A 25,761-nucleotide genomic window follows, 5' to 3' on the forward strand; every position below is an offset into this window, starting at 1 on the left:
TGGAGGAGATAGGAGCGGCACTGAAGAGACACGAAAAGAAGACAAAACTAGACGCAGAGGTGTTGGAAGGCTGGGTCACAGCTGCCAGGGAGAAGAGTAGAGCTAGGAAGAGGAAGTATATGGCTGCGATATCCTGCGTTGTGATTGTTTGCGCAGGTACTTTTAGTGCAATGAACTTGCTGGTGCCGGACGCTGCAATTGCTGGGAAAAATGGTCCAATTACTACAGAAGAGGGCAACAATACCATTGTGAAAGAAGGTCGAGGCGAACCAGGAGAAAATGCAGGTGAAGAAAGCATCATCGTTGATGACTGGAAGAAGGTTGATGGTGTGAAAAAGAAATACCCGCAGCTTTTGATACCGCAGTATGTTCCGGAAGGGTATGAATTTTCAAAACTGGAGATTGCAGTAACTGAGTTGTTTGGTACATACACATATACCTATGTCCAAAATAAAAATACTCTAAGCATTGTACAGGTAGTGGGTACAGAGTTAGAAATAATTAAGGGCTACGATAGAAAGTTTTCAACTGAAAAAGGAATTGAGATAAGAATTAAAGAAGATGAGGGGAAAACAGGACATTTCTTTGTAGGAGAAAATGTTGAATCAATCAAAGGAAATCTAGACGATTCTGAGTATGCATTAATTGCAGACTCTTTAGAGAGATGATTAAATAGGTAATTAAAAAGGGTCGGAATAGTCAGTATTTGAATATTGAATTCCGTTATATTTATCAACACTAACACATTTTAATCTATAGACGACACCCTTTTTTACGGTCCATTCATCAGTGGTTATAACTGTAGATTTGTTTGAACCTGTGTATTTGATAGTATTGCCAGTGACATCGGTAGCAGTTACCCAACTGCTACCGGATTTTTTCTGTAGTGTGATGGTAACGGTATAGGAAGAGGGGGTAGCGGAAAATGATACTACTGCACCACCTGTAGCTTTTGTATCGCTAACTCTTTTTGTGGTAAATCCAATGAATCCAGTACTATATGTCGAACCTGTATCCGCAAATGCAAAAACAGAAGTCATTCCTAGGGTTAAAGCGAGCATGAGAAACATGCAGATGAATTTTTTTTTCATGGTTATCCTTTCGTTTGATGAGAGTAAGTTTTCGCAAGGCAAGTATATCTTGCATTGTTTTCCTTGTCAACTTCGAAGTTTGTCTATAATTAGAAAATTCTGTCGAATGTGCCTTTTTTATAATACATGTAGGCGGTAAGCGCATGAAAAAACTGATTCTCTGAAAGATGGTTTATCAGTACAAAGGCTTAACCTAAAACAGACTTTTTTAGAAAAAGTGTATAAGGGGAACCGGTAATTCTTAACCGAGAAATAAAAAATGCTAAAAAAATGTATAACCACATTTGAAAAAATTTGCTTAATGATTGTTCTTACAGATATTTAGCCCTATTGTTTTGTTTAAGTTTTGCATTTTGCGTGGGTTTTTTATGAATTCATCTGAAATCTTGCATGAAATGCAAGATTCACGAAGTCTCAGGAGAAGTCTCTTATACACTTTTTTTCAATAATCGCAATTTAGGTTAAGTGTCCTTCTCAATCGGATTTTCATGCCTTTAACACGGGAGCTTCACACAAAAAAGGTTTACAATTGTTTCAAATATAGTATAATGAAGTGTACCCATGTAAACACTCAGACTTTCGGGTAGAAGAGGGGAATCTATGAGAAGAACAAGACTTGCGGCTTTGACGGCGGGATTGGTTTGTGCCGTTTTTTTTATGACAAGCTGCAGCACATATCAAAATTTTAAAGAAGCTTTTTTTGAAAAAGAAGGACAGGCTGCCGACACGATAAGAATCGGTGTTTTGGAGCCGCAGACGGGAAATGACAGTCCAATGGGCGACTTGGAAATACAGGGAATCGAATTGGCGCACAATCTGGTGCCTGAGATAGCAGGAAAGAAAGTCGAACTGATTTATGCTGATACACAGAGCAACATTTATGCGGCAGAAACCGCAGTAGATGCTTTGATAGAGAAGCAGCCGGCTATAGTGCTCGGAAGCTATGGGGATGCAGTATCGCTGATTGCAAGCCAGAAACTTGGCGAGAAGCAAATTCCGGCAATTGCAGTTACGGCGACTAATCCGCTGATTACTGCCAATAATTCGTACTATTTCAGAGTATCATTTACAGATGCCAGTCAAGGCAGAGCCTTGGCGGAGTATGTGTTTAGCGCACTTCAGTTAAAACAGGCGGCAGTCGTGAAGGTGCGCGATGAGGATACCTCCACAGAGATGGTCAGCCAGTTTTCTGCCAGACTTGAAAAGCTGACAGACGATGAAGAATGTATTGTAGAAAGTATAGAACTTCCACAGGATGTAAAGACTTGCGAAAAGTTCGCAGAGCGACTGAAAGCTTCAGGCGCACAGGCGATTTTTATGCCGGTTTCTCTGTCTTATGCAGAAAAAATGTTTGACGCAGCAGATAAAGCGGGTATTAATGCAGTAACCTTTATCGGACCAAAGGATTGGCACAGTGACGACTTGATTAAACTGCAGCAGAAATATCCGCAGATTACCATAGCTGTTGCTGCAGATTTTACAGCAGAGACGGCAGACGGTGCAGAAGTCGAAACTGTGACGGGCTCACTTTATGAGGAGTTTCTTGCCGCATACAAAAAAGCCTATGGCAAGGATGAGGCGCCTGAGGCCGTAGCGCTGGGATTTGATGCATATATGCTTGCAGTACAGGCTATTGAGCAGGCCGGCGATGTAAGCGGCACCAAAGTGAAAGATGCACTTTTGATGACGGAAAATTTTGGAGGGGCTTCGGGAGACATTTCTTTTAATGAAAGTGGAGAACCTAAGAAGGCAATCAATATTGATGTGATACAGGAAGACAGATTTGTCTCAATTTATACCGTAAAATAGTCTAGTTAAACAATTAAATTTAATATAAAGGAGATTTTTTAAATGGAACAGAAGATTAAAGATGCGCTGAATACAATCAGACCAATTCTGCAGAGAGACGGCGGAGATATTGAATTCGTAGAACTGACTGCAGACAACATTGTAAAAGTAAGACTGCAGGGACACTGCGCTGGCTGCCCTGGTGCAAGAATGACTTTAAAAGGAATCGTAGAAAAGGTTCTGAAGGAAAGCTATCCAGAAATTGCCGGAGTGGAAGCAGTAGACTAATGGATTATATCAAAAATATAGACCTAAACAAGGACTTGCAGATTGAAACGCTGCAAGACCTTGTGTCTATCAAAAGTGTCGTTTCAGATCCTGTGACTACCAGAGAGGGAGAACTTTTTCCCTTTGGGGAAGGTGTACAGGATGCTTTTGCGTGTTTTTTAAAAAAAGCGAAAGAACTGGGCTTTGAAACCCAAAATATAGATAACTATGGCGGGCACGTGGACTTCGGTCAGGGGACGGAAACCGTTGGAATTCTAGGGCATCTGGATGTGGTGCCCGAAGGCGAGGGCTGGAGTTTTGCACCTTATAGTGCAGCGGTATCGGACGGATACATTTATGGACGGGGAACCCTAGATGACAAGGGACCTATGGTGGCAGCCCTTTATGCCATGAAGGCGCTGAAAGATGCGGGCTATGAGCCGGCAAAGAAAGTGCGGCTGATTGTAGGGCTGGATGAAGAAACCGAATGGAAAGGCATGGAATACTATTTCGCCCGTCAACCGATGCCGGATTACGGATTTACACCGGATGCGGATTTTCCTGCGCTCAACGGCGAAAAGGGCATGATGGTCTTTGAGATTGCCAGAAAGCTTCCGAAACAGTCCGGCGGTTTGACTTTGCGCAGCTTAAACGGAGGCAGTGCAACCAACATGGTGGCAGAAAAAGCCAGAGCGGTGGTAAACAGTGACAGTTCTGAAACCTACAGTCAGATTAAAGAACTGGCTGCAGCTTTCCGCACAGAAAGAGGATTTAAGATCAATACCAAGGGTGTTGGAAAGTCCTTAGAAATCACCGTGGAAGGCAAGTCTGCTCACGGGGCATATCCGCAGGCAGGCGTGAATGCTATTTCCGTCATGATGGAATTTTTAGGAAATCTGAATTTTTCCAGCGATGAACTCAATGTATTTTTTGATTTTTATCGGAGATACATCGGTTTTGATGTCAACGGTAAGAACCTTGGCTGCGGATTTGAAGATGCGCAGTCGGGCAAGCTGACATTGAATGTGGGTCTTGTGCACTATGACAAAGGCTCTATCACTTTAAATATCAATGTAAGATATCCGGTCACAGTAACAGAAGAGCAGGTCTACGAAGGAATTTTGCCAACACTGAATGAATACGACATGGGGCTGATTAAAGTTTCTGGAAAACCGTCTGTCTATATGGCGCCGGACAGTCCGATGATAAAGACTTTAGTGGGCATTTATCAGAAGCATACCGGCGATACAGAAAGCAAGCCTATCGTCATCGGCGGCGGTACTTATGCCAAAGCGGCAAAGAACATCATTGCTTTCGGCGGAATTTTTCCGGGGGATGAAGACCGCATGCACCAGAAAGACGAACGTATTTCCATAGATCGATTTATGACTATGACAAAGATTTATGCGGAGGCGATTTATCAGCTGACGCAGGAAGATTTTACATTTACGGAGGAAGAATGAAGAATAAATTAACGACGGCACAGCTTGCGAAGCTTGCCATGATGGTGGTATTATCTTGTGTTCTGGTACTTTTAATCAGAATCCCATTTCCGCCAGCACCGTTTTTGGAGTATGACCCAGCCGATATTCCAATTTATATCACAACCTTTGCCTTTGGACCAATTGCAGGTCTTTTGGTAACTTTAATTGTCAGTCTGATTCAGGCTTTTATGCTGGGCGGCTCCGGCGTGTATGGATTTCTCATGCACATGCTGGCTACGGGGCTTTTTGTCATCGTTGCAGGCTGTCTGTACAGGCACAAAAAAACCAAGAAAGAGGCTGTAATTGCACTGGTAGCAGGTGTTTTAGTAACGGTAGCTGCTATGGTAGTGTTTAACTATTTTGTGACGCCGGCGTTTATGGGCGTGCCGACAAAGGTGGTTGTGGGTATGTTAATTCCTGTCATTATTCCTTTTAATATTTTAAAGGCGGGGCTTAATGCAATCGTCACTTTTCTTGTATATAAGCGGATTTCAGGATTTTTGCACAAAGCGTAAAGCCTTTGAGGAAATTATGAGAGAAATTATTATCAGAAACGAAGCGGATACGAAGGCTTTTGGCTATGAACTTGCGAAGAGCCTAAAACCGGGCACTGTCATTGCGCTGATTGGCAATCTGGGCACGGGAAAGACGACATTAACCAAATACATAGCAGAGGGGCTTGGGGTGAGAGAAATGCTCACAAGCCCTACTTTTACAATTGTCAAAGAGTATTACTCCGGCAGAATGCCCTTGTATCATTTTGACGTGTACCGCCTTGAAAGCGCTGCCCAGCTGTTTGATATCGGCGCAGAGGAATACTTTTATGGACAGGGGGTATCCATTTTGGAATGGGCGGATCAGGTAGCAGAGATTTTACCTGATGAGACCTTGTGTATTTTCATCGAGTATGGCGAAAACGAAGGAGAGCGGATTTATCAATGTACATTTTAGCAATCGAGACCACAGGTCCAAAGGGCTCAGCGGCCCTTATAGATGAAAGGGGAGAAGTTTTCTGCAAAATTTCTGCGGAAGAAATGAACCATCTGAAGGATTTAATGCCGATGGCGCAGGCGCTCCTTGATGAAAAGGGTGCTGCAAAATCAGAACTTGCAGCAGTTGCCGCTTCGGTTGGACCGGGTTCTTTTACGGGCATCCGAATCGGCGTGGCTTCGGCGCGGGCTATTTCTCAGGCTCTTTCCATTCCGGCTGTCTCGGTGCCGACTTTGGATTCTTTCAAGACAAAGTGTGACGGAAGTGCTGCTGTCATGGTTCTTTTCAATGCACGGAGAGGACAGGTATACGGCGGCATTTATGATGAAAATGGCGCAGATATTTTAGAGAGCGGACCCTATATGCTGACGGATTGTTTTGAGGCGCTGGACCGGTATTTAGAGGCGCAGCGCAGCGAGCTTCCCTGCGGCATGCCCCAGGCGATGAGCATAAAAGTTTACGGCGACGGCATTGACGCTTATGAGAAGGAGCTTGCTGCTTTTGCGGCGGATATGGCGAAAAAGTATGGCGCAGTGCAAGTTGCATTTGCCGACAAAGAAGAAAGATATCAGCTGGCGTCCATGACGGCACTTTGCGCACTGGAAAAGTTTAAGGCGGGGGAGATACTGCCTTTTGCCCAGCTTCTGCCTGAATATATGCGGGCGACAGAAGCAGAACAGAAGCTGAAGGACGGAACTCTGGAGAAAGAGCGTGCGGCGAAGATGGCGCGCTTTAAGGCGAGGTAAGAGATGGCGGAGCTGATTTTGAGAAAAGGCGTGCCCGGTGATGTGGATCAGATGGTGCTTTTGGAGCAGCAGTGTTTTGCGGTTCCCTGGTCCAGAGAGTCCCTTGCTTATGAACTTTCGGAAAATCCTCTGTCGCTTTATATCGTAGCGGAGGTGGACAGCAGAGTTGTCGGTTATGTAGGCGTATGGTCTATCGTGGATGAGGGACACATAACCAATGTCGCCGTGTCACCGGACTTTCGCAGAAAACATATCGGCATGGCGCTGATAGGAACTATGATTGATGTGACAGGCAAACAGGGTGTTAAGGCGCACACCTTGGAAGTGAGGGCAAGCAATGCGCCTGCCATCGGGCTATATAAGAAATTTGGCTTTGCGGAGGAGGGACTTCGCAAAGGCTATTATGAGGATAACGGAGAAGATGCCATCATCATGTGGCGAAGATAAACCCTTGTATATTTCCTCCCGGAGACGGTAAAAATACCGGTAACTAGGTAATAAGGAGGAAAACAGCATGGAACAGAATTTACCTTATGATGACATTGACAGATATGGGGATTTGATGGAAATCTGCACCCATTGCAACAGATTTGAACGCAGATACGACTTTGACACGTTTACCATGGCGGACTACCAGTCCTGTGAGAACTGCAGGCACCTTGGACATGACGACCGCTGCATGGTAAAGTGATGTTGGAATAGAAATTAGAGGAAGAGTAATGAAAGACGGAACATTTTTGACCATGGGCATTGAGTCCAGCTGTGATGAAACATCGGTGGCAATCTTGGCGGACGGCAGGAAGGTGCTCAGCAATATTATTTCATCACAAATTGATATTCATACGGCTTTCGGTGGTGTGGTGCCTGAGATTGCATCTCGCCATCATCTTGAGAATATCAACGGCGTCATCGACCAGGCGCTGGCTGAGGCGGGCATCAGCCTTTCCGACATTGACCTGATCGGTGTGACCAACGGTCCTGGGCTGATCGGCGCGCTTCTCATGGGAGTGGCAACAGCCAAAGCGATTGCCTTTGCCAGAGATATTCCGCTGGTGGGGGTCAATCACATGCATGGGCATATCAGTGCTAATTTCATTGCTTATCCACAGCTTGCACCGCCTTTTATGTGTCTCATCGTGTCGGGCGGACATACCAATATTGTGGAGATGACGGACTATAACTGCTGTACAGTGCTGGGCGGCACCAGAGATGATGCAGTGGGTGAGGCTTATGATAAAGTGGCTAGAGTCATCGGTCTCGGCTATCCAGGCGGTCCGAAAATCGATAAAGTGGCGAAGGAAGGAAATCCGGATGCGATTGCTTTTAAAAGAGTTTTTCTGGAAAAAGGCAGTCTGGATTTCAGTTTCAGCGGTCTGAAGACAGCAGTGCTGAACTATTTGAATACAGAGCGGCAGGCGGGACGGGAGATTTCTGTGCCGGATGTGGCGGCGAGCTTTCAGGCAGCAGTCATTGATGTAATCGTGGCAAAGACTATGGAAGCAGTAAAGGAAAGAAAACAGGATAAACTAGTGCTGGCAGGGGGTGTTGCGGCAAATTCTAAGCTGCGGCAGGATTTACAGAAGGCTTGTGAAAACGCAGGGGTGAGTCTGTACATTCCCCAGCCGATTTTGTGCACTGACAATGCAGCAATGATTGCCTGCGCTGCATACTATAAATACAAGGCGTTCGGGGCTTGCGACCTGTATATGGATGCGGATCCGAGCATGGCAATTTAACTGGCGATAGGAGAGTAATGACATGATTGTTTTATCAGCAAAAGATATTACGAAGACCTATGGCGTGGATACTATTTTGGAAGGGGTTTCCTTCCACATCAATGAAGGAGACAGAGTGGGTATTGTGGGCGCTAACGGCGCTGGCAAGACTACCCTTTTGAATATTTTATCGGGGGAGCTTTCTGCTGACGGCGGACAGTTTTTTCTCTCCCAAAGCGCAACTATAGGTTATTTGAAACAAAAAAATAACTTCGACACGGAGTCTACAGTGCTGGAGGAAGTGCAGAAGATTTTTAAGCCCATCGAGGAGATGGAACAGGAACTGACGGAGCTTTCCGTGAAAATCAGCGAGATGGGGGCGTCCGCCGGCTGCGTGATGAACCAGTATGCAAAGCTGCAGGATGCTTTTGCAAATGAAGGCGGCTATGCCTACAAGAGTGAGATGTACGGCATTCTCAACAGCATGGCGTTTGGATCGGAGTACTACGACAAAAAGATCAGCACTCTTTCTGGTGGTGAGAGAACCCGCCTTGCTTTGGCGTGTCTGCTTCTTGAAAAACCGGACATTTTGTTTTTGGATGAGCCGACCAACCATTTGGATATCGGTACTTTAAAGTGGCTGGAACAGTATCTGAAGGGATATAAGGGGACTATTGTCATGGTTTCCCACGACCGGTATTTTCTGGACCAGATGACCAACCGGATCTTTGAGGTGTCTCACCATAAGCTTAGGTGCTACGACGGCAACTACTCTGCTTTTGCGGAGAAAAAAAGAGCCCTGCGGGAAGCGGAGATGCGTGCATATAATAAGCAGCAGACCGAAATTCGCAGGCAGGAGGATATGATTCGCAGGTTTAAAGAGCGGGGAACGGAAAAGCTTGCTAAGCGTGCGGCTTCCAGAGAAAAGCGTTTGGAACATTTGGAACGGCTGGAGCGTCCGGAAGCGGAGCAGGGTAAGATGAAGATTCGTTTCCGCCAGGAGTACCAGAGCGGAAACGATGTGCTCTATGGTGAAAATCTGGCAAAGTCCTTTGGCTTTGGCGCCAGCAGAAAAGACCTGTTTGCCAACGTGAATTTTGATATCAAGCGGGGCGAGCGAATTTGCATCGTGGGACCTAACGGTGTGGGAAAGACTACACTTCTTAGGATTCTGATGGAAGAGCTTTCTCCCAGTGACGGATACCTGAAAATCGGGCATAACGTAGCATTTGGCTACTACGACCAGGGGCAGCTTTTGCTCGATGACAGCGCTACAGTCATGGACGAAGTGCATGATTCCTATCGCCTGTATAAAGATGCGGAAATCCGCTCTATTTTAGGAAGGTTTTTATTTAAAAACGACCAGGTGTTTTTACAGGTGGGCTCTCTTTCCGGCGGAGAAAAAGCGCGCCTGGCGCTTTTGAAACTGATGATGAGTGGTGCTAATGTACTGATTCTGGATGAACCGACGAACCATCTTGATATCGATTCTAAGGAGGTCTTTGAAGAGGCGCTTTTGGATTACCCTGGCACGGTTATCGTTGTATCTCATGACCGATACTTCCTCAACAAAATTCCGACTAGAATTTTAGAACTGGAAAAGACCGGACTAACAGAGTACCTTGGTACATATGATTATTACGTGGAAAAAAAGGCATCTCTGGAAAGCGGGAAAAAGTATCTCAAAGAAATGGGTCACAAGGAGGCACAGCCGGTTTTAAGCAAGGAAGAGGATCAAAAGCTGAGTGCTGCCGAAGAACGGGCACTAAAGAAAAAGCAGGAGGCGGAGGAACGCCGCATTGCCAGAGAAAAGGAACGGCTTGAGGAATTGATTGCAAAGCTGGAGAATGCGATTTCAGAAAATGAGCTGAAAATGTGTGATGAAGCGAATCTGACAAATCATCAATATTTGGCAGAATTAACGGAAGAGAACGAGAAATATCAGGCTGAGCTTGCGGATGCATACGAAAAATGGATGGAATTGGAGTAAAAAACTAAGAAATTCCAAAATTTTTCTTGCATTACATAGGGCAGTCTACTATAATAAATTCTGTAATTATGTAACGACAAATGGAGGTTGGTTATGACTTTTGATAAAATTAGATCTATTATTATGGATCAGCTGGATGTAGAAGAATCTATGGTAACAATGGATACCAATATGATGAAGGATCTCGAGGCTGATTCTCTGGACGCTGTAGAAATTATTATGGCAATCGAAGATGAGTTTGATATCGAGATTGCTGACGAAGATGCAGAGAAGTTCCAGTTAGTAGGCGATTTAGTAAGATATGTTGAAGAAAATTGTGAACAGGAATAACTATGGAAAACCCGTCAGCCTATGGCGGGCTTTTTTGTAATAACATAAGAAAACTGCTATGATTTGAGAGAGGGTGATTAGTCAAATGAAAAATGCAAAGATTTCCAACGCAGTCATCAAGAGACTGCCAAGATACAGACGTTATCTCATTGAACTTAAGAAAAAGGGTGTAGAAAAGATTTCCTCCAAAGAATTCAGCAATCTGATTGGTTATACAGCATCTCAGATTCGTCAGGACTTAAATAACTTTGGCGGTTTTGGACAGCAGGGCTACGGCTATAGCGTAGAAGGGCTTTATGACGAAATCAGCGCAATTTTGGGCCTGGATAAAGAGTACCGCATGGTTATCATGGGGGCGGGCAATCTGGGACAGGCAATTGCAAAATATACCCATTTTCATAAGCAGGGATTTAAAGTATACGGTGTTTTTGAGATCAATCCAACACTGATAGGAAAAGACCTTGACGGAATGGAAATTATGGACTACGAAAATATTGTAGAATTTGTTGAAGAGGAAGAAATTGATATTGGAATCATCTGTGTCAGCAGAGAAAATGCGCAGGAGGTGGCGGACAAGCTTTCTTTCGCCGGTGTAAAGGGGATTTGGAATTTTGCGCCGACAGATATTGAAGTACCAAAGCATGTGGCGCTGGAAAATGTACATCTTTCTGACAGCCTTCACTCTTTAGCATATCACATGAACGACATTCAGAAAAAGAAAACAGCGCTAAAGGAGAAAGAAAGAGAAGAGTAAGGCGGCTGTTTCATGGCAAAAGAAAATAAGGCTGTCCCTTTTGGGTACAGCCTTATCAGTTTGGTTAGTTTTCGATTAACCTTCTACCGGAGCATCTACCGGGCAAGCACCAGCGCAAGCGCCGCAATCGATGCATTTGTCTGCGTCGATTACATATGTACCTTCGCCTTCGGAGATAGCTTCTACAGGACATTCTGCAGCACATGCGCCACAGCTGATGCAAGCATCTGTAATTTTATAAGCCATGATATTATCCTCCTTATAAGACATTTTTTAAATCAGTACCATTATAACAGAAGGGCAAGTAATAGTAAAGATGAAAGTTTATACTTTGACGGGGAAAAGTGGAACAGGAAAATCCTATCAGGCGATTCATCTGTGTAAGGCGAGAAATATTGAAAGTATCATTGATGATGGGCTTTTTATTTATAAAAATCGCGTGGAGGCGGGGATTTCTGCAAAGCGCCAAAAAACTATGGTAGGCGCCATTAAGACGGCGTTGTTTACTCTGGACGAACATGCGCAGACGGTGGCAGACCGGATTCGGGAGATGGAGCCGAAATCCATCTTAATTATTGGAACCAGCGACAAAATGACGGACAAGATTGTAGCAAGGCTGGGTCTGCCTGCTGTCAGTCAACGAATTTATATTGAAGATATTACTACAGAAGAGGAAAGGGAGACGGCAAACAGGCAGAGGAATATGCTTGGAAAACACGTCATTCCGGCACCGACTCTGCAGCTGAAACGTGATTTTGCCGGATATTTTCTGGATCCTCTTCGGATTTTGCGCGGAATCGGCGGGAAAATTCAGGAACCGGAAAAGACAGTGGTGAGACCGACGTTCAGCTATATGGGAGAATTTTTTATTTCCGACTCGGTAATGAAGGATATTGCAGACTGTGTAGCAGGTGAGTCAGAAGGGATTTCAAGAGTTTTAAAGATTTATGAAAATACGGCGCCGGATAATTTGATTATTGATATTGCTGTAGCGGCATCGGCGCAGGCGCTGATATGGGAAAGCGCTATAGAGTTTCAGCAGAAACTGGCTGAGACGGTGGAGTACATGACGGCATTTAACGTGGTTAAGGTCAATGTAGAAGTCAGATGGATCGAGTAGAATATGGAACAGAGAATATATACAATAGAAGACGTTGAAGATTTTTTCCCTGTGCATGTCTTTGAATGCGGGCAGTGCTTTCGGTGGCAGCGGCAGGAGGACGGCTCTTATACTGGTGTTGCCGGAGGGAGAATTGCAAATATTGCCTTTGAGTCATATGAAGGGGAAGCGGAAGGCGGCAGCGGCAGACTGCAGATAAGCAACTGTACGGAAGCAGATTTTGAAAATTTCTGGAGTCAATATCTGGATTTAGACAGAGACTATGGGAAACTCAAACGAAAGCTTTGTCGTGGTGATAAAGTCATGAGAAAGGCAGTCAAATTTGGCTGGGGAATCCGAATTCTGAATCAGGATTTGTGGGAAACTATTGTTTCTTTTATTATTTCACAGAACAATAACATTCCGCGGATTAAGGGCTGTATAGAGGGGCTTGCGGAGCTGCTTGGAGAGCCGGTCGGTGTCTTTGAGGGAAGGGCATGGTATGATTTGCCAACTCCAGAAAAACTGGCGTTGGTAACGGTGGAAGATTTGGCGCCGGTGAAGCTGGGATATAGAGCGAAATATCTGATTGAAACTGCAAAAATTGTATGTCAGAAAGGAATGCCTGAGAATGTAGAGGATTTGTCAGCTCTTTGCGGAGTAGGACCTAAAGTTGCAAGCTGCATTGCTCTCTTTGGCATGGGGGAGACGGGCAGCTTTCCTATTGATGTCTGGGTGGCAAGGGTGATGAGCGGACTCTATGGAATTGATGAAAAAAATCATGGAGCCATGAAAGCATATGCTGACGAGCACTTTGGAGCCCTTGGAGGGTTTGCACAGCAATACCTGTTCTATTACATCAGAAATTTGAACGCAAGAAAATAGTATAATTATTTTTTGAGAAGGGAGTCGAGAACTGCTGTAAAGCAGTTTTCGGCTTATTTTTGTGGGCTGAATTGTATGAATGTAAAACTAATCAGAAAAATTACATATTTTTTGAATTTACTCTTGACAATCATGGGAGGGGCGTAGTAAAATGCAAATAAAGTAATTACATTAAAAAATGTAGTAAATGGAGTTTATGCTATGATTTCAGAAAATACTGTTAATATTCACGAAAAGGACATTTGCCGAATGCTTGACGAATTTTTTCAGCCGGGCCGGTATACCGATTTAGCGCCCAATGGGCTGCTGCTGAGTAATGCGCAGGTAATCGACAAAGTTTATACTGCGACTTTTTCAAGCGAGGAGGTATTAGGAAAACTCCGCCGACAGGGAGCGCATGACTGCCTGCTGTTTACACATCATCCGGGTGCACAGCATCCTGAAAGTGAGCCGCCGGTATATTTTTCAGATAGGGATAAGCACTATATGAAGGAAAACCGCATTAGCCACTATAGCATGCACTTGCCTTTGGATCAGCTAGGACCGTATGCACCGGGTATTGCTTTGGCAGGAGAAATGGAATTGACACCTTACTCAAGTTTTTTTGAAGAGGGCGGCGCTATGATGGGCGTGATTTGTACAGGACCTTTTCAGACTGTACAGCAGGTTCTTGACAAGACAGAATTAGTGGTGGAGCATAAATGCCGCTTGTATCAATATGGCGAAGAAAACTTGCAGGATGGAAAGATCGCGTTAGTTGCTGGCGGCTGTGAGGGAGCGGACATCTATGAAAAACTGAGAAAAGCAGGTGTGCGTCTTTTTGTTACCGGCGTAGGCACAAAGGAAGCCGATTGGTTTGCACCATCTCATGAAGCGGCAAGGCAGCAAGGTGTCAGTATTTTGGCGGCAGGACATTATTCCACAGAAAAATTTGCATTGAAGTCAGTCTGCAGATTCTTTGAAGAGCGGGGGCTAAAAGCAGAGTTTATAGAAGAAACACCTCTGCTGATGGATCTTTAGGGATACACAGTATGAAGGAAAGAGAGAAATGGCTTATGGATATATTGAAAGAAATACAAGATTTGATGCCGGACTTAACCAGAACGCAGAAAAGAATAGCGAAATACATTTTAGATAATCCAGATGCGGTCTGTTTTTTACCACTGAAAAAGCTATCCGACGAAATCGGAGTTACGGAGACTACGATTTTGAATTTTTGCAAGAAGACGAAAGCGGAAACTTTTTCAGGACTGAAGAAGGCAATGCATGGCTACTTGCAGGATAGAATGCGATGGAATAATAAGCTGGAAACCTCTTCTAAACGTTACGCTGCGGACAAGGTAACCCTGACTGGTTTACAGCAAAGCCAATTGCAGTTGATGCAGGCAACGATGGATGGCGTAGATGTCAATGCTCTTTTTGAATTTGTAGATGCCTTGAGTCAGGCAGAGAATATTTATATTTGCGGTCATGCAGCATCGCTGACCATCGCTGGAAGTCTTCAGCATAAACTGCGGGATACGGGTGCGCTGACGCGGCTTGTGAATGTTGCTGACTATGCAGAAGTCTTGGATGCGTTGACCAGATTTGACGAAAATGATGTATTCATACTGATTACACTTCCGTTTTATTCAGCACAGACAGTGGCGATTTCAGATTATTTGAGAAGGGAGAATGCAGTGGTGCTTGCAATGACAGATAAGCTGTCCTCTCCAATCGTACGCAACGCAAGGCACACATTGCTGTGCAGCTCTGACAGTATGATTTTTCATAATTCTATTGCATCTATGGCGGCTATGGCTGACATTATCGCTTCGTTGTATATCTTGCAGAATAAGCAGGTATTTGAAGCCTACAACAGTAAAGTGAAGTTGATTGAAGACTTTTTCAAGACATCAACGATTCCAGCCTTTGACAATGAATACTACTTCAATGACAAAGGAAATGAATAAAATAATTATAACTTGAAGGAGGTTTGTACATGTATCTAATTAAAAATGTAACACTGTATGATCCTATGCTGAGAGGCACTTGCAATCTTTTGATTTCGGGGGAGCAGATTGTAGCTGTAGGCAAGGACTTGCAGCCTGCAATTCCTGGTATTAAGGAGATTGACGGTACGGGTAAAACAGCAGTTCCGGGATTCATTGACCAGCATGTTCACGTGACTGGCGGCGGCGGGGAAGGCGGATTTCAATCGCGTATACCGGAACTTCCGCTGTCATCTATTATCAAAGCAGGGGTTACTACTGTAGTGGGACTGCTGGGAACCGATAGCTTTACGCGCAGCGTGGAAAACTTGCTGGCAAAAACAAAGTCATTAAAGCAAGAGGGAATTAGCGCTTACTGCTTGACAGGGGCTTATATCTATCCGCCTGTAACTGTAACCGGATCGGTAGCAAAGGATATTGTCTATATCGATGAAATTCTAGGATGTAAATTGGCGATATCGGATCACCGGGCATCTCGACCGACAAAGGAAGAGCTGACGCGGCTGACATCGGATATACGTATGGCTTCTTTGGTGTCGGGAAAACCAGGCGTGCTGCACCTTCACGTAGGCGGAATCGGCAGAACGCTGGATGACATTATAGAAATATGCGATGAGCAGCAGATTCCAATCAAACATTTTCGTCCAACGCATATGGACTGTCACACCGAGGCAGCAAAGCGATTTATGGCAATGGGAGGCTGGGCAGATTTTACGACTGAGCCATCTAAAACAGACGAACTCTATGAGGTCGTGCAGGAAATGGGAATCGAAAGACTGACTGTCAGCTCTGATGCCGGAGGAAGTATTCCAGTATGGAATGAGGCAAAGGACGCAGTAGTAGATGTAATGATCGGCGGTATGGAACCGTTGTATGAAATTATTCGAAATTTGGTTGTCGATTTCAAAGTACCGATGGAGGAAGCAATTCAGCTGATTACGAGCAATGTAGCTAAAGCCTTGGAACTTTATCCGAGAAAGGGTTGTTTACATCCGGAGAGTGATGCAGATTTGGTGCTTTTGGATGAGGACTTGCAGATCGATACTGTTATGGCGAAAGGCAGATTGATGATGCAGAATAAAAAGCTTCTGGTTAAAGGAACTTTTGAGCAAATTCCTTTATATAAGGAGGAGGAATAAAACGTGTACAAATATGTCTTGAAACGATTACTGATGATGATACCGGTATTAATCGGTGTATCATTTCTGGTATTTTTCATCCTGGCTGTTTCTCCAGGTGATCCGACTCGTATGATACTGGGACAGCAGGCATCTGAGTCAGCAGTTCAGGCGATGCGAGAAGAGTTAGGGCTGGACCATAATCTGTTTGTGCGTTATTTCGATTATATGACTGACGCACTAAAAGGCGATTTTGGGACTTCTTGGAAGAGCCAGCTGGAAGTATTGCCGCAGGTACTGGGGTACTTTCCCAATACGGTGATTCTATCTATTGCCGGTATTCTTGTAGCGATTCTGATAGGTGTTCCAATTGGCATTTTATCAGCGAAAAAGCAATATACGTGGGTAGATAATATCGCTACTGTATTAGGATTAATCGGTGTAGCCATGCCGAACTTTTGGCTGGGTCTTCTGTTGGTTATGTTTTTCTCACTGAGCTTGGGCTGGCTTCCGGCATCAGGTATGGGAGAAGGGATGGCGCTGCTGCCGAGTTTAATTCTCCCGGCGCTGACTCTTGGGACAGGCTGTGCAGCCAGCATTATGCGTATGACACGTTCCAGCATGCTGGAATCCATGCGGCAGGATTACATAGATACGGCGCGATCTAAAGGTCTGAAGGAAGGATATATTACGAAAAATCATATGTTCAAAAATGCACTGATTCCAATCGTAACAGTGATTGGACTGCAGTTTGGTATGTTGCTTGGCGGTGCAGCACTGACAGAAACCATCTTTTCGTGGCCGGGACTGGGACGATTCATGGTAGAATCTATCAAAGCCAAGGACATGCCTATGGTATTAGGATCTGCAATGTTCCTGGCGCTGATGTATTCTGTGGTCAATTTGCTGGTGGACATTCTGTACGCATTTGTTGATCCAAGAATTAAAGCACAATACAAGAGCGTGGGAGGAGGAAAAAGACTTGGAAAACGTTTTGCAAAACAATAGCGGCACAGTAAAAGCCAGAACTTTGTGGGCGGATGCCTGGAGACGATTCAAGAAGAACAAGATGGCCGTTATCAGTTTGATTTTTCTTCTATGTCTGGCGTTAATTGGAATTATCACTTTAGTGATTGACTGGGTCACCAACGACTCCATCTACGATACACTGGTAATCAGTCAAAACCTGACGCAGCGGTTTGAACCGCCAAGCAGTTCACATATCCTGGGGCTGGATGAGTTCGGACGAGATATCCTTCTGCGTATTTTATGGGGAACCAGATACTCTTTATTTATGAGTATTGCTGCAGTTCTTGCAGCTGGTATCGTAGGAATTGTTATCGGTGCGGTAGCAGGCTATTATGGAGGACGTGTGGATAATGTAATCATGCGTCTGATGGACGTTGTGCTTTCTCTGCCTTATATGCTGCTGGCAATTGCTATCGTAGCAGCATTGGGACCAGGATTAGTCAACGTATTGATATCTATTGCGATTGGATATGTACCAGAATTTGCCCGCATTACGAGAGCATCTGTAATGACAATTCGAGAAAGAGAATTTATTGAAGCAGCAAAGGCAGTGGGTGCATCGGACAGAAAGATCATCTTCCAGCAAATTTTGCCTAATGCTATGGCGCCATTGATTGTTGAGGTGACTATGGCGATTGCTGGTGCGATTCTGTCTATTGCAGGCTTATCATTCTTAGGGCTAGGCATTCAGCCGCCACTTCCTGAGTGGGGTGCAATGCTTACCAATGCCAGGGGTTATATCAGAGACGCATGGCATATCACAGTATTTCCAGGACTGGTGATTTTGGTTACAATTTTGGCTTTGAATATCATTGGAGACGGTCTGCGCGACGCATTGGATCCGAAACTGAAGAATTAACGTAAGGAAGAAAAGTTTATGGATAATATTTTAGAAATCAAAGATTTGATTGTACGGTATGAAACCGAGGATGGCATCATAAGAGCAGTTAATTCTGTCAATCTGAATATACCGCAGGGAGCTGCAGTTGGACTTGTTGGAGAGACTGGTGCAGGAAAGACAACGTTGGCGAAAGCTATCCTGCGACTGATACAGTGGCCGCCGGGTCGGATTGTGGGCGGAGAAATTCTGTATCACGGGAAAAATCTTACTGAGATTAGTGAAGAGGATATGTATAAGATTAGAGGAAACGAAATTTCTATGATCTTTCAGGATCCGATGACAGCGTTGAATCCTGTCATGACTGTGGGGAAACAGATTTCAGAGGTAATTGCTGTACATGAAAAAGTATCTGCTGAAGAGGCGGATCAAAAAATGCGAGAAATGTTAGCGCTGGTTGGTATTGATCCTAGTCGTGCAGAGGAATATCCGCATCAGTTTTCTGGCGGAATGAAACAAAGGGTTGTGATTGCCATAGCACTGGCATGCAATCCGAATTTACTGGTAGCAGATGAACCCACTACAGCACTGGATGTGACGATACAGGCGCAGGTACTGGATCTGATTAAGAATTTGAGAAGTAAGCTAGGCACATCCATGCTTCTTATCACACACGATTTAGGAGTAGTAGCGCAAAACTGTGAATATGTAGCAATCATGTATGCTGGAGAGATTGTAGAACAGGGAACCTTGCGCGATGTGTTTAAAAACGGGGTGCATCCTTATACGGAAGGGCTGTTTGATTCGATTCCGAAGCTGAATGAGGATACAGACCGGCTGCAGCCGATTGAAGGACTGATGCCAGATCCAGCTAATTTACCAGAGGGCTGCAGATTCCATCCAAGATGTAAATATGCTAAAGACGTATGTGCTTGTAAGACACCGGAGTCTGTGGAATTAACGCCGGGACACAGTGTTTGCTGTCATCGCTTTGGCGCAGAAAAAGACGCATGGAAAGGAGCGTGATGAGATGAGTAAAGAAAAATTACTTGAAGTCAAGCACCTGAAGAAGTATTTTGCAACGCCAGCCGGGCAGCTTCATGCAGTAGATGATGTGACTTTTGATATTGCAAAAGGAGAGACGCTGGGAGTTGTTGGAGAGTCAGGCTGTGGAAAATCCACTCTTGGCAGAGCGGTTTTGCGTTTACATGAGCCAACATCGGGAGAAGTGCTGTTTCACGGAAAAAATATTCTAAAGTACAACAAGAATGAGATGAAGGAACTGAAGAAGGACATGCAGCTGATTTTTCAGGACCCATTCTCCTCTTTAAATCCTCGTATGACGGTAAGTCAGTCGATTGCATTACCTTTGACGATTCAGGGTGTGATTAAAAAGAATGACAAAGCAGCCTTGGAGCAAAAGGTTCGCGAAATGATGGATTTGGTAGGTCTGGCGCAGCGTTTTGTTAATTCTTATCCACACGAACTGGATGGCGGAAGAAGGCAGCGTATCGGTATTGCCAGAGCTTTGTCACTGAATCCGCAATTTATCGTTTGTGATGAGCCTGTTTCGGCTTTGGATGTTTCTATCCAGGCACAGATTCTGAATTTGATGCAGGATTTGCAGCGTGATATGGGTTTGACGTATATGTTTATCACACATGATTTATCTGTTGTCAAACATTTAGCGGATAAAATCATGGTAATGTATTTAGGAACGGTGGTGGAATACTGCGATGTGAAGCAGCTCTTCTCAAAACCGCTACATCCATATACTAAGGCCCTTCTGTCTGCGATTCCGGTTCCGGATCCTGACATACAGATGGAAAGAATTATTTTGAAAGGTGAAATCAGTTCACCGATTGAACCGAAACCTGGCTGCCGCTTTGCGGGAAGGTGCAATTATGCGACAGAAGCCTGCTTTGGTCAGGACATCCCTTTGGTGGAAAGCGAACCCGGTCATTTTACTGCCTGTGTACGCGTTCACGAAATAAATAATCTGAAGGAGGAAGTTTAAAATGAAAAAAGTATTAACCTTAGTGCTGGTGCTATGTCTTGCGCTGACAGCAGCAGCCTGCGGCGGTGGCGGCGAAGAGTCCGGCGGTGCAGCGAAAGACACCTTGACCTGGGTACAAGCTGCAGACGTCACATCTCTGGATCCACATGTAGGCAAAGAAACACCGGCGGTTACTGTAACAAGTCAGATTTTTGACACACTGTTAACTATGGACGAGAACAACGAACCGGCGCCTCTGCTTGCAGAGAGCTTTGAACAGCTGGATGAGAGAACTTATGAATTCAAGCTGCGCCAGGATGTGAAGTTTCACGATGGTGAGGCTATGACGGCAGACGATGTAGTATTTTCTCTGAATAGAGCCAGAGAATCCAACTATGTTTCCTATGTTGTAGACGCAATCAGTGAAGTTGAGAAAAAGGATGACTATACTGTAATCGTGAAGACGAAGGAACCGTATTCTCCGTTGCTATCTGCACTGACTGTACCTTTTACCGCTATCGTGCCGCAGCATGCAGTAGAGGCAGATGAGGATGCATTTGCGCTGAACCCGATTGGCACCGGCGCGTACAAGTTCGTAGAATGGAAACAGGGCGAGTACGCTAAACTGGAGGCAAATCCTGACTACTTCCAGGGAGCACCGAAGACACAGAACCTGGTTATGAAAGTAGTGCCGGAAGCTTCTCAGAGAGTTATTGCGATTGAAACTGGTGAGGCTGATCTGGCTTACAACGTTTCCGCTAATGATTCTAAGCGTGTAGAAGAAGATGAGAACCTGCAGATGTTCAAAGGTCCTTCTCAGAGTGTTTCCTATCTGACTATTAACGAAACCAACGAGAAGTTTGCTGACGAGAGAGTCAGACAGGCAATCAGATATGCCATTGACAAGGAAGCTATCGTAGAAACCATGCTGTATGGTGCGGGAGAGCCTGCAGATTCTGTTATTCCGCCAAGTACCTTTGGTTTCTCTGCAAAGATTCAGAAGTATGAACATAATATCGAGAAGGCGAAAGAACTGATGGCTGATGCAGGCTATCCCGATGGATTCTCCTGTACTCTGTCAGTAACAGATGATTCTGTAAAAAATGAAATATGTCAGGTTATTCAGAGCCAGCTGAAGGAGATTGGTATTGAAGTAAGCATTCAAACAAAGGAATTTGGTACATGGCTTGACGAGCTGGGCACTGGCTCACATGAACTTTCATTTGCAGGTTGGGTATGCGTAACAGGTGATGCTGACTATACTTATTATTCACTGCTGCACTCTACACAGACAGGTTATCCTGGAAACGATGCTTTCCTGAAAAATAAAGATGTAGATAAGTTGGTCATTGCAGCAAGAGAAACTGCTGAACCGGAAAAAAGACAAGAGTATTATGATCAGCTGGAAGAATTGCTGGGAGACTTGTCACCGTATGCACCGCTGTACTATGAGAGTGTCAATGTGGGCGCTTCAAAGAAAGTAAGCGGCTTTGCGCCGGATCCTAATGGATACCATCGCCTGCGTAATGTTGAGGTAACAGAATAATGAGACTTGCGGAAATGACATATTGGCAAACGGAGTCTTACTTTCAGAAAAATGACATGGTGATTTTGACGATTGGATGTTTGGAAAGCCATGGCAGCCACAATGTACTGGGAGTTGACACTATGATTCCGGAAAAATTACTGTCTATGATAGAGGAACGGGTTGAAATAGCTGCTGCACCGGGAATCCCTTATGGTGTATGTGAGGATATGACTAGTTTCTCGGGCACTGTGTCCTTGGGCGAAGACTGTATGTATCAGCTGCTGACACGTATTACCGATGGATTGCTAGCGCATGGAGCAAAGAAAATTTTGTTCCTCAACGGTCATGGCGGCAATATCCCGACTTTAAATCGCGTGTGCATTGAATTAAGCCGCAAAGGGGCGCTTGGTGTGCAGTTGAACTGGTGGATTATGGCAGGCCAGCTCAATGCTGCGTGGGCAGGCGGCCACGGTGGTGGAGAGGAAACCGCGGCAATGCTGGCAATAAATCCGAATCTGGTGTATTTTGACCATATGCGTGGGCAGGAACTGATTGATGATTTGGGCGCAGATTTTCCAACCATGGGATTTGACAGAATAGAATTTGGCGGCATTGGCATTCCTGTGCCTCGAGATGTTATAAAGTACACGTCTAATGGCTGGATTGGTCCAGATGATCCAAAAGAAGCTACGCAGCAATGGGGCGTGGAAATGCTCACGAAAGTAGCAGATTACATTGCGAATTTTATAGAAGCCTTTCGTAAGGCAGAAGTGAGATAAAGCTCTCATAATTGTTCCAGAGAAGCGTTCTTTCGAGAAGAAAGAACGCTTCCTTATATTTACGTGAGAGGCACCTTTTATAGGATATAGTATATGGAAGAGCTTTTGTGCATATTTTGGAAATATCGGACCAAAATAGAATCGGAGAGAGTAAAGGAAAATTTCACCAAAAACACATAAAAAAATTTGGAAAATATATTGACATTGAGGGCAGAAAGACCTACAATAAAGAAAGTGATTAGCACTCGTTTTGATTGAGTGCTAATAACGGATCGAATAAAAATTAGATAAATATATATCAGGAGGTAGAGAAAATGAGTTTTGGAATCAAGCCGCTGGGCAGCAGAGTTGTGATTAAGAAGTTAGAAGCCGAAGAGAAAACACAGGGCGGCATCATTCTTGCCAGCGCAGCAAAGGAAAAACCGCAGATGGCAGAAGTCGTAGCTGTAGGTCCTGGAACCAAGGACGAACCGATGGAAGTAAAGGCAGGAGATAAGGTTGTATTCTCCAAGTATGCTGGCACTGAAATTAAATATGACGGTGAGGAATATACTATCATGAGCCAGGCAGACATTCTGGCAACAGTAGAATAATTTTTGTTTGGGAGGTAAAGTAAAATGGCAAAAGATTTATATTATGGAGAAGACGCCAGAAGAAAACTGCAGGCTGGCGTGGATAAATTGGCAGATACTGTAAAGATTACACTGGGACCTAAGGGTAGAAATGTCCTGATTAATAAATCTTTCGGTTCTCCGCTAATCACCAACGACGGTGTGACTATCGCAAGAGAAATTGAACTGGAAGATGCAGTAGAAAATATGGGTGCACAGCTTGTTAAAGAAGTTGCAACCAAGACCAATGACGTTGCAGGTGACGGAACTACTACTGCAACACTGCTGGCACAGATCATTATTAAAGAAGGATTTAAGAATGTAGCAGCAGGCGCAAACCCTATGGTTCTGAAGAGAGGTATTCAGGGTGCAGTAGAAACTGCTGTAGAAAAAATTGCTACAATTTCTAAGAAAGTAGAAACCAAGGAAAGTATCGCACAGGTTGCTTCTGTTTCTGCTGCAGACGAAAACATCGGCGCACTGATTGCAGAAGCAATGGAAAAAGTCGGAAATGACGGCGTTATCACTGTTGAAGAAGCAAAGTCACTGGGCACCACTTTAGATGTAGTAGAAGGTATGCAGTTCGACAGAGGTTACCTGTCCGCATATATGGTAAGCGACACAGAAAAGATGGAAGCAGTGATGGAAAATCCACTGATTCTGTTAACAGATAAGAAAATCAGCAATATTCAGGAATTGCTTCCGCTTTTGGAACAGGTTGTTAAGATGGGAAGAAAGCTCTTAATCGTTGCAGAAGACGTAGAAGGTGAAGCACTGACTACACTGGTACTCAACAAGCTGAGAGGAACCATCGACTGCGTTGCTGTTAAGGCACCTGGCTTTGGTGATAGAAGAAAGGCTATGATGGAAGATATCGCTGTACTGACAGGAGGCGTAGTAATCAGCGAAGAAGTTGGCTATGACCTAAAGGAAGCTACTTTAGATATGCTGGGTCAGGCTGCAACTGTTAAAGTTGACAAGGATTCCACTGTTATCGTAAATGGTGCAGGTGAAAAAGCTGACATTACAGCAAGAATCAACTCCATTAAGAAGCAGATTGAGGAAACTGAATCTGAATTTGATAAAGAAAAACTCCAGGAAAGATTGGCTAAGCTGTCCGGCGGTGTTGCTGTAATCAAAGTTGGTGCAGCTACAGAAACTGAACTGAAGGAAAGAAAGCTGAGAATCGAGGACGCACTGAACGCAACCAAGGCAGCAGTAGAAGAAGGTATTGTTGCAGGCGGCGGTGTAGCGCTTTGCAGTGCAATCGACGCAGTATCCAAGTATGTAGATACATTGGAAGGCGACGAAAGAACCGGTGCAAAGATTATCGAAAGAGCGCTGGAAGAGCCAGTTAGACAGATTGCCGAAAACGCAGGCTTTGAAGGCAGCGTAGTTGTTGCTGAGGTTAAGAAGCAGAAGGTTGGATACGGATTTAATGCAGCTACTGAAGAGTATGTAGATATGATTGAAGCAGGTATCGTAGACCCTGTAAAAGTGACTCGTTCTGCACTGCAGAATGCAGCTTCTGCTTCCGCAATGCTTCTGACTACAGAAGCAGGTATCGTAGATATCAAAGAGGATGCTCCGGCTATGCCTGCAGGTATGCCAGGAGGCGGCATGGGCGGCATGATGTAATCTGCTGAAGCCGGATATATAATGTTGTAAGAAAGAGAAGACATCTTGCGTGTTGTGGGATGTCTTCTCTTTTGGCAAGAAAGCGGGATGCAGCAAATGTAAGTTCTTTAAACGGGTCATAAAAGCTGACGCTTATTTCTGGTCGGGATTCGGTTCGCTGCACAGTTCAGAGGGAGGCGACTGCATACTTCCGAAAAGCAGATAGTCAGCTGGGGTATCTAAAGCTTGCGTTATCAGTATAAAGTTTTTAAGAGACATTCCTTTTGCGCCGTTTTCAATATCAGAAATAAATTTTGTCGATAGGTGAACAAGCTCTGCGAGCTGCGCACGGGACAAGTGCTTGCTTTCACGAGCGAGACGTATACGTTCACCCATAGCTAACTTTAAATCGTTCATGTTCATAATTTTCCTCCTTCGTTTTTTGTGTTGATAAATCCGTGGTAGATATATAGATATAACATAGGGCGGAATAAAAAATGGATAATAGGTCGATTTGACCTATTATGGACGATTAGATGCCTCATACTTTGGAGAGAATGAAGGACGGTCTGATAGAAGAGGAAAGGGAGTACAGCAGAGAGAGAAAAAGGCGAGCCTAAAATGGAGAAATTTTCGCTAAAAAGATTGGAAAATCAAGCTGATTGAACCCACTTTTTAATTTAGTACCAAGAAAAAAAGAGAAATTTATTGGTAATGTTGAGGGAAATTATAGAAGTATGAAATAGAGAAAATGGCTAAAATCAGCGGTTTTTGTCGATTTTAGCTGCGTAAGTGAGCACATGATATAGTAGAAAAATTGCTGGCATTCCACAATTTACTATTGGAAATCGAAACGAGATGTGTTATAATGTGGACAAATGAAATAATCGTAAATAGTGTTGTGTAAATCAAGTACAAACAATCACGGTCGTGCGTTGATTCGAAAGGCTTTATCCTTAACCCAAAAGCCTTTTTTGGGAATATTTTTTCCAAAAAGTAGAAAAAATGCTTGCCAAGATTGGGGTGTTTGAGTTATACTCATTGTGAACTATCATTTCATTTATGAGTTTTGCGCAAAAAGGCGTATAACTATAATCTTAAAAAAAGAACAAAAA

Annotated in this window: 29 protein-coding genes; 26 read left to right on the plus strand and 3 right to left on the minus strand. The window is 44.3% G+C overall.

Annotation, left to right across the window (positions count from 1 at the left end; all coding sequences use genetic code 11):
* Positions 1 to 668: hypothetical protein (locus tag D1155_RS14595; RefSeq protein WP_160203150.1), on the plus strand; the 668-nt coding region annotated here is incomplete at its 5' end.
* Positions 669 to 680: 12 nt separating this feature from the next.
* Here the strand turns inward: D1155_RS14595 and D1155_RS14600 are convergent.
* Positions 681 to 1,091: a hypothetical protein gene (locus D1155_RS14600; RefSeq protein ID WP_160203151.1), complete on the minus strand. Its 411-nt coding sequence runs from the start codon at positions 1,089 to 1,091 to the stop codon at positions 681 to 683.
* Between the two features lie 600 nt (positions 1,092 to 1,691).
* On the opposite strand from D1155_RS14600, the gene D1155_RS14605 reads away from it, so the two are divergent.
* The 12 genes from D1155_RS14605 to D1155_RS14660 all read left to right on the plus strand — a co-directional run bounded on the left by D1155_RS14605 (position 1,692) and on the right by D1155_RS14660 (position 11,155).
* The gene (locus D1155_RS14605) at positions 1,692 to 2,900 is read left to right on the plus strand and encodes an ABC transporter substrate-binding protein (RefSeq protein ID WP_160203152.1); all 1,209 of its coding nucleotides are present in this window, start codon (positions 1,692 to 1,694) and stop codon (positions 2,898 to 2,900) included.
* A gap of 42 nt (positions 2,901 to 2,942) precedes the next feature.
* Entirely contained in the window at positions 2,943 to 3,167 is a 225-nt protein-coding gene (locus D1155_RS14610; RefSeq protein ID WP_160203153.1) for a NifU family protein, read from the plus strand.
* Positions 3,167 to 4,609 carry a dipeptidase PepV gene (gene pepV / locus D1155_RS14615; RefSeq protein WP_160203154.1) on the plus strand — a complete coding sequence of 481 codons (1,443 nt, stop codon included), beginning with the start codon at positions 3,167 to 3,169 and terminating at the stop codon, positions 4,607 to 4,609. Before D1155_RS14610 ends, pepV begins: the two co-directional genes overlap by 1 nt.
* Entirely contained in the window at positions 4,606 to 5,145 is a 540-nt protein-coding gene (locus D1155_RS14620) for an ECF transporter S component (protein WP_160203155.1), read from the plus strand. Before pepV ends, D1155_RS14620 begins: the two co-directional genes overlap by 4 nt.
* 16 nt (positions 5,146 to 5,161) lie before the next feature.
* The gene (gene tsaE, locus D1155_RS14625; protein ID WP_160203156.1) at positions 5,162 to 5,581 is read left to right on the plus strand and encodes a tRNA (adenosine(37)-N6)-threonylcarbamoyltransferase complex ATPase subunit type 1 TsaE; all 420 of its coding nucleotides are present in this window, start codon (positions 5,162 to 5,164) and stop codon (positions 5,579 to 5,581) included.
* Positions 5,569 to 6,366 (plus strand): tRNA (adenosine(37)-N6)-threonylcarbamoyltransferase complex dimerization subunit type 1 TsaB, encoded by a 798-nt coding sequence (gene tsaB, locus D1155_RS14630; protein ID WP_160203157.1) that lies wholly within the window; start codon positions 5,569 to 5,571, stop codon positions 6,364 to 6,366. Before tsaE ends, tsaB begins: the two co-directional genes overlap by 13 nt.
* A gap of 3 nt (positions 6,367 to 6,369) precedes the next feature.
* Positions 6,370 to 6,813, plus strand: coding sequence for a ribosomal protein S18-alanine N-acetyltransferase (gene rimI / locus D1155_RS14635; protein ID WP_160203158.1), 444 nt, complete (start codon positions 6,370 to 6,372; stop codon positions 6,811 to 6,813).
* Positions 6,814 to 6,880: 67 nt separating this feature from the next.
* Entirely contained in the window at positions 6,881 to 7,057 is a 177-nt protein-coding gene (locus D1155_RS14640; RefSeq protein ID WP_160203159.1) for a hypothetical protein, read from the plus strand.
* A gap of 28 nt (positions 7,058 to 7,085) precedes the next feature.
* Positions 7,086 to 8,102 (plus strand): tRNA (adenosine(37)-N6)-threonylcarbamoyltransferase complex transferase subunit TsaD, encoded by a 1,017-nt coding sequence (tsaD, locus tag D1155_RS14645; RefSeq protein WP_160203160.1) that lies wholly within the window; start codon positions 7,086 to 7,088, stop codon positions 8,100 to 8,102.
* 22 nt (positions 8,103 to 8,124) lie between these two features.
* On the plus strand, positions 8,125 to 10,071 hold the full coding sequence (locus tag D1155_RS14650) for an ABC-F family ATP-binding cassette domain-containing protein (protein ID WP_160203161.1): 1,947 nt from the start codon (positions 8,125 to 8,127) through the stop codon (positions 10,069 to 10,071).
* A gap of 93 nt (positions 10,072 to 10,164) precedes the next feature.
* Positions 10,165 to 10,401 carry an acyl carrier protein gene (gene acpP / locus D1155_RS14655; protein ID WP_160203162.1) on the plus strand — a complete coding sequence of 79 codons (237 nt, stop codon included), beginning with the start codon at positions 10,165 to 10,167 and terminating at the stop codon, positions 10,399 to 10,401.
* A gap of 85 nt (positions 10,402 to 10,486) precedes the next feature.
* The gene (locus D1155_RS14660) at positions 10,487 to 11,155 is read left to right on the plus strand and encodes a redox-sensing transcriptional repressor Rex (RefSeq protein WP_160203163.1); all 669 of its coding nucleotides are present in this window, start codon (positions 10,487 to 10,489) and stop codon (positions 11,153 to 11,155) included.
* 75 nt (positions 11,156 to 11,230) lie between these two features.
* Here D1155_RS14660 and D1155_RS14665 read toward each other — a convergent pair whose 3' ends face one another.
* Positions 11,231 to 11,401: a 4Fe-4S binding protein gene (locus D1155_RS14665; RefSeq protein ID WP_160203164.1), complete on the minus strand. Its 171-nt coding sequence runs from the start codon at positions 11,399 to 11,401 to the stop codon at positions 11,231 to 11,233.
* Between the two features lie 70 nt (positions 11,402 to 11,471).
* Here D1155_RS14665 and D1155_RS14670 point away from each other — a divergent pair, with 70 nt between their 5' ends.
* The 13 genes from D1155_RS14670 to groL all read left to right on the plus strand — a co-directional run bounded on the left by D1155_RS14670 (position 11,472) and on the right by groL (position 24,667).
* Positions 11,472 to 12,275, plus strand: a complete 804-nt coding sequence (locus D1155_RS14670) for an Asp23/Gls24 family envelope stress response protein (protein WP_160203165.1) — start codon at positions 11,472 to 11,474, stop codon at positions 12,273 to 12,275.
* 3 nt (positions 12,276 to 12,278) lie between these two features.
* Positions 12,279 to 13,139: a DNA glycosylase gene (locus tag D1155_RS14675; RefSeq protein ID WP_160203166.1), complete on the plus strand. Its 861-nt coding sequence runs from the start codon at positions 12,279 to 12,281 to the stop codon at positions 13,137 to 13,139.
* A gap of 201 nt (positions 13,140 to 13,340) precedes the next feature.
* Positions 13,341 to 14,159 (plus strand): Nif3-like dinuclear metal center hexameric protein, encoded by an 819-nt coding sequence (locus D1155_RS14680; protein ID WP_160203167.1) that lies wholly within the window; start codon positions 13,341 to 13,343, stop codon positions 14,157 to 14,159.
* A 35-nt stretch (positions 14,160 to 14,194) separates the two neighbouring features.
* Positions 14,195 to 15,091, plus strand: coding sequence for a MurR/RpiR family transcriptional regulator (locus tag D1155_RS14685; protein WP_160203168.1), 897 nt, complete (start codon positions 14,195 to 14,197; stop codon positions 15,089 to 15,091).
* A 29-nt stretch (positions 15,092 to 15,120) separates the two neighbouring features.
* Positions 15,121 to 16,269, plus strand: a complete 1,149-nt coding sequence (gene iadA / locus D1155_RS14690) for a beta-aspartyl-peptidase (protein ID WP_160203169.1) — start codon at positions 15,121 to 15,123, stop codon at positions 16,267 to 16,269.
* A gap of 3 nt (positions 16,270 to 16,272) precedes the next feature.
* On the plus strand, positions 16,273 to 17,256 hold the full coding sequence (locus tag D1155_RS14695; protein WP_160203170.1) for an ABC transporter permease: 984 nt from the start codon (positions 16,273 to 16,275) through the stop codon (positions 17,254 to 17,256).
* Positions 17,231 to 18,136 (plus strand): ABC transporter permease, encoded by a 906-nt coding sequence (locus D1155_RS14700; RefSeq protein ID WP_243151117.1) that lies wholly within the window; start codon positions 17,231 to 17,233, stop codon positions 18,134 to 18,136. The genes D1155_RS14695 and D1155_RS14700 overlap by 26 nt, the downstream gene beginning before the upstream one ends.
* An 18-nt stretch (positions 18,137 to 18,154) precedes the next feature.
* Positions 18,155 to 19,141: an ABC transporter ATP-binding protein gene (locus D1155_RS14705; protein ID WP_160203171.1), complete on the plus strand. Its 987-nt coding sequence runs from the start codon at positions 18,155 to 18,157 to the stop codon at positions 19,139 to 19,141.
* A gap of 4 nt (positions 19,142 to 19,145) precedes the next feature.
* Positions 19,146 to 20,132: an oligopeptide/dipeptide ABC transporter ATP-binding protein gene (locus D1155_RS14710; protein ID WP_160203172.1), complete on the plus strand. Its 987-nt coding sequence runs from the start codon at positions 19,146 to 19,148 to the stop codon at positions 20,130 to 20,132.
* A gap of 1 nt (position 20,133) precedes the next feature.
* The gene (locus D1155_RS14715) at positions 20,134 to 21,657 is read left to right on the plus strand and encodes an ABC transporter substrate-binding protein (protein ID WP_160203173.1); all 1,524 of its coding nucleotides are present in this window, start codon (positions 20,134 to 20,136) and stop codon (positions 21,655 to 21,657) included.
* Positions 21,658 to 21,671: 14 nt separating this feature from the next.
* On the plus strand, positions 21,672 to 22,418 hold the full coding sequence (locus D1155_RS14720) for a creatininase family protein (RefSeq protein WP_160203174.1): 747 nt from the start codon (positions 21,672 to 21,674) through the stop codon (positions 22,416 to 22,418).
* A gap of 314 nt (positions 22,419 to 22,732) precedes the next feature.
* On the plus strand, positions 22,733 to 23,011 hold the full coding sequence (locus tag D1155_RS14725) for a co-chaperone GroES (protein ID WP_160203175.1): 279 nt from the start codon (positions 22,733 to 22,735) through the stop codon (positions 23,009 to 23,011).
* A gap of 24 nt (positions 23,012 to 23,035) precedes the next feature.
* Entirely contained in the window at positions 23,036 to 24,667 is a 1,632-nt protein-coding gene (gene groL, locus D1155_RS14730) for a chaperonin GroEL (protein ID WP_160203176.1), read from the plus strand.
* Between the two features lie 132 nt (positions 24,668 to 24,799).
* On the opposite strand, the gene D1155_RS14735 is transcribed toward groL, so the two are convergent.
* The gene (locus D1155_RS14735) at positions 24,800 to 25,069 is read right to left on the minus strand and encodes a helix-turn-helix transcriptional regulator (protein WP_160203177.1); all 270 of its coding nucleotides are present in this window, start codon (positions 25,067 to 25,069) and stop codon (positions 24,800 to 24,802) included.
* Between the last annotated feature and the right edge of the window lie 692 nt (positions 25,070 to 25,761).

Origin of the sequence: Anaerotruncus sp. 80 (assembly GCF_009936115.1) — a bacterium.
Lineage (GTDB): Bacteria > Bacillota > Clostridia > Peptostreptococcales > Anaerovoracaceae > Senimuribacter > Senimuribacter intestinalis.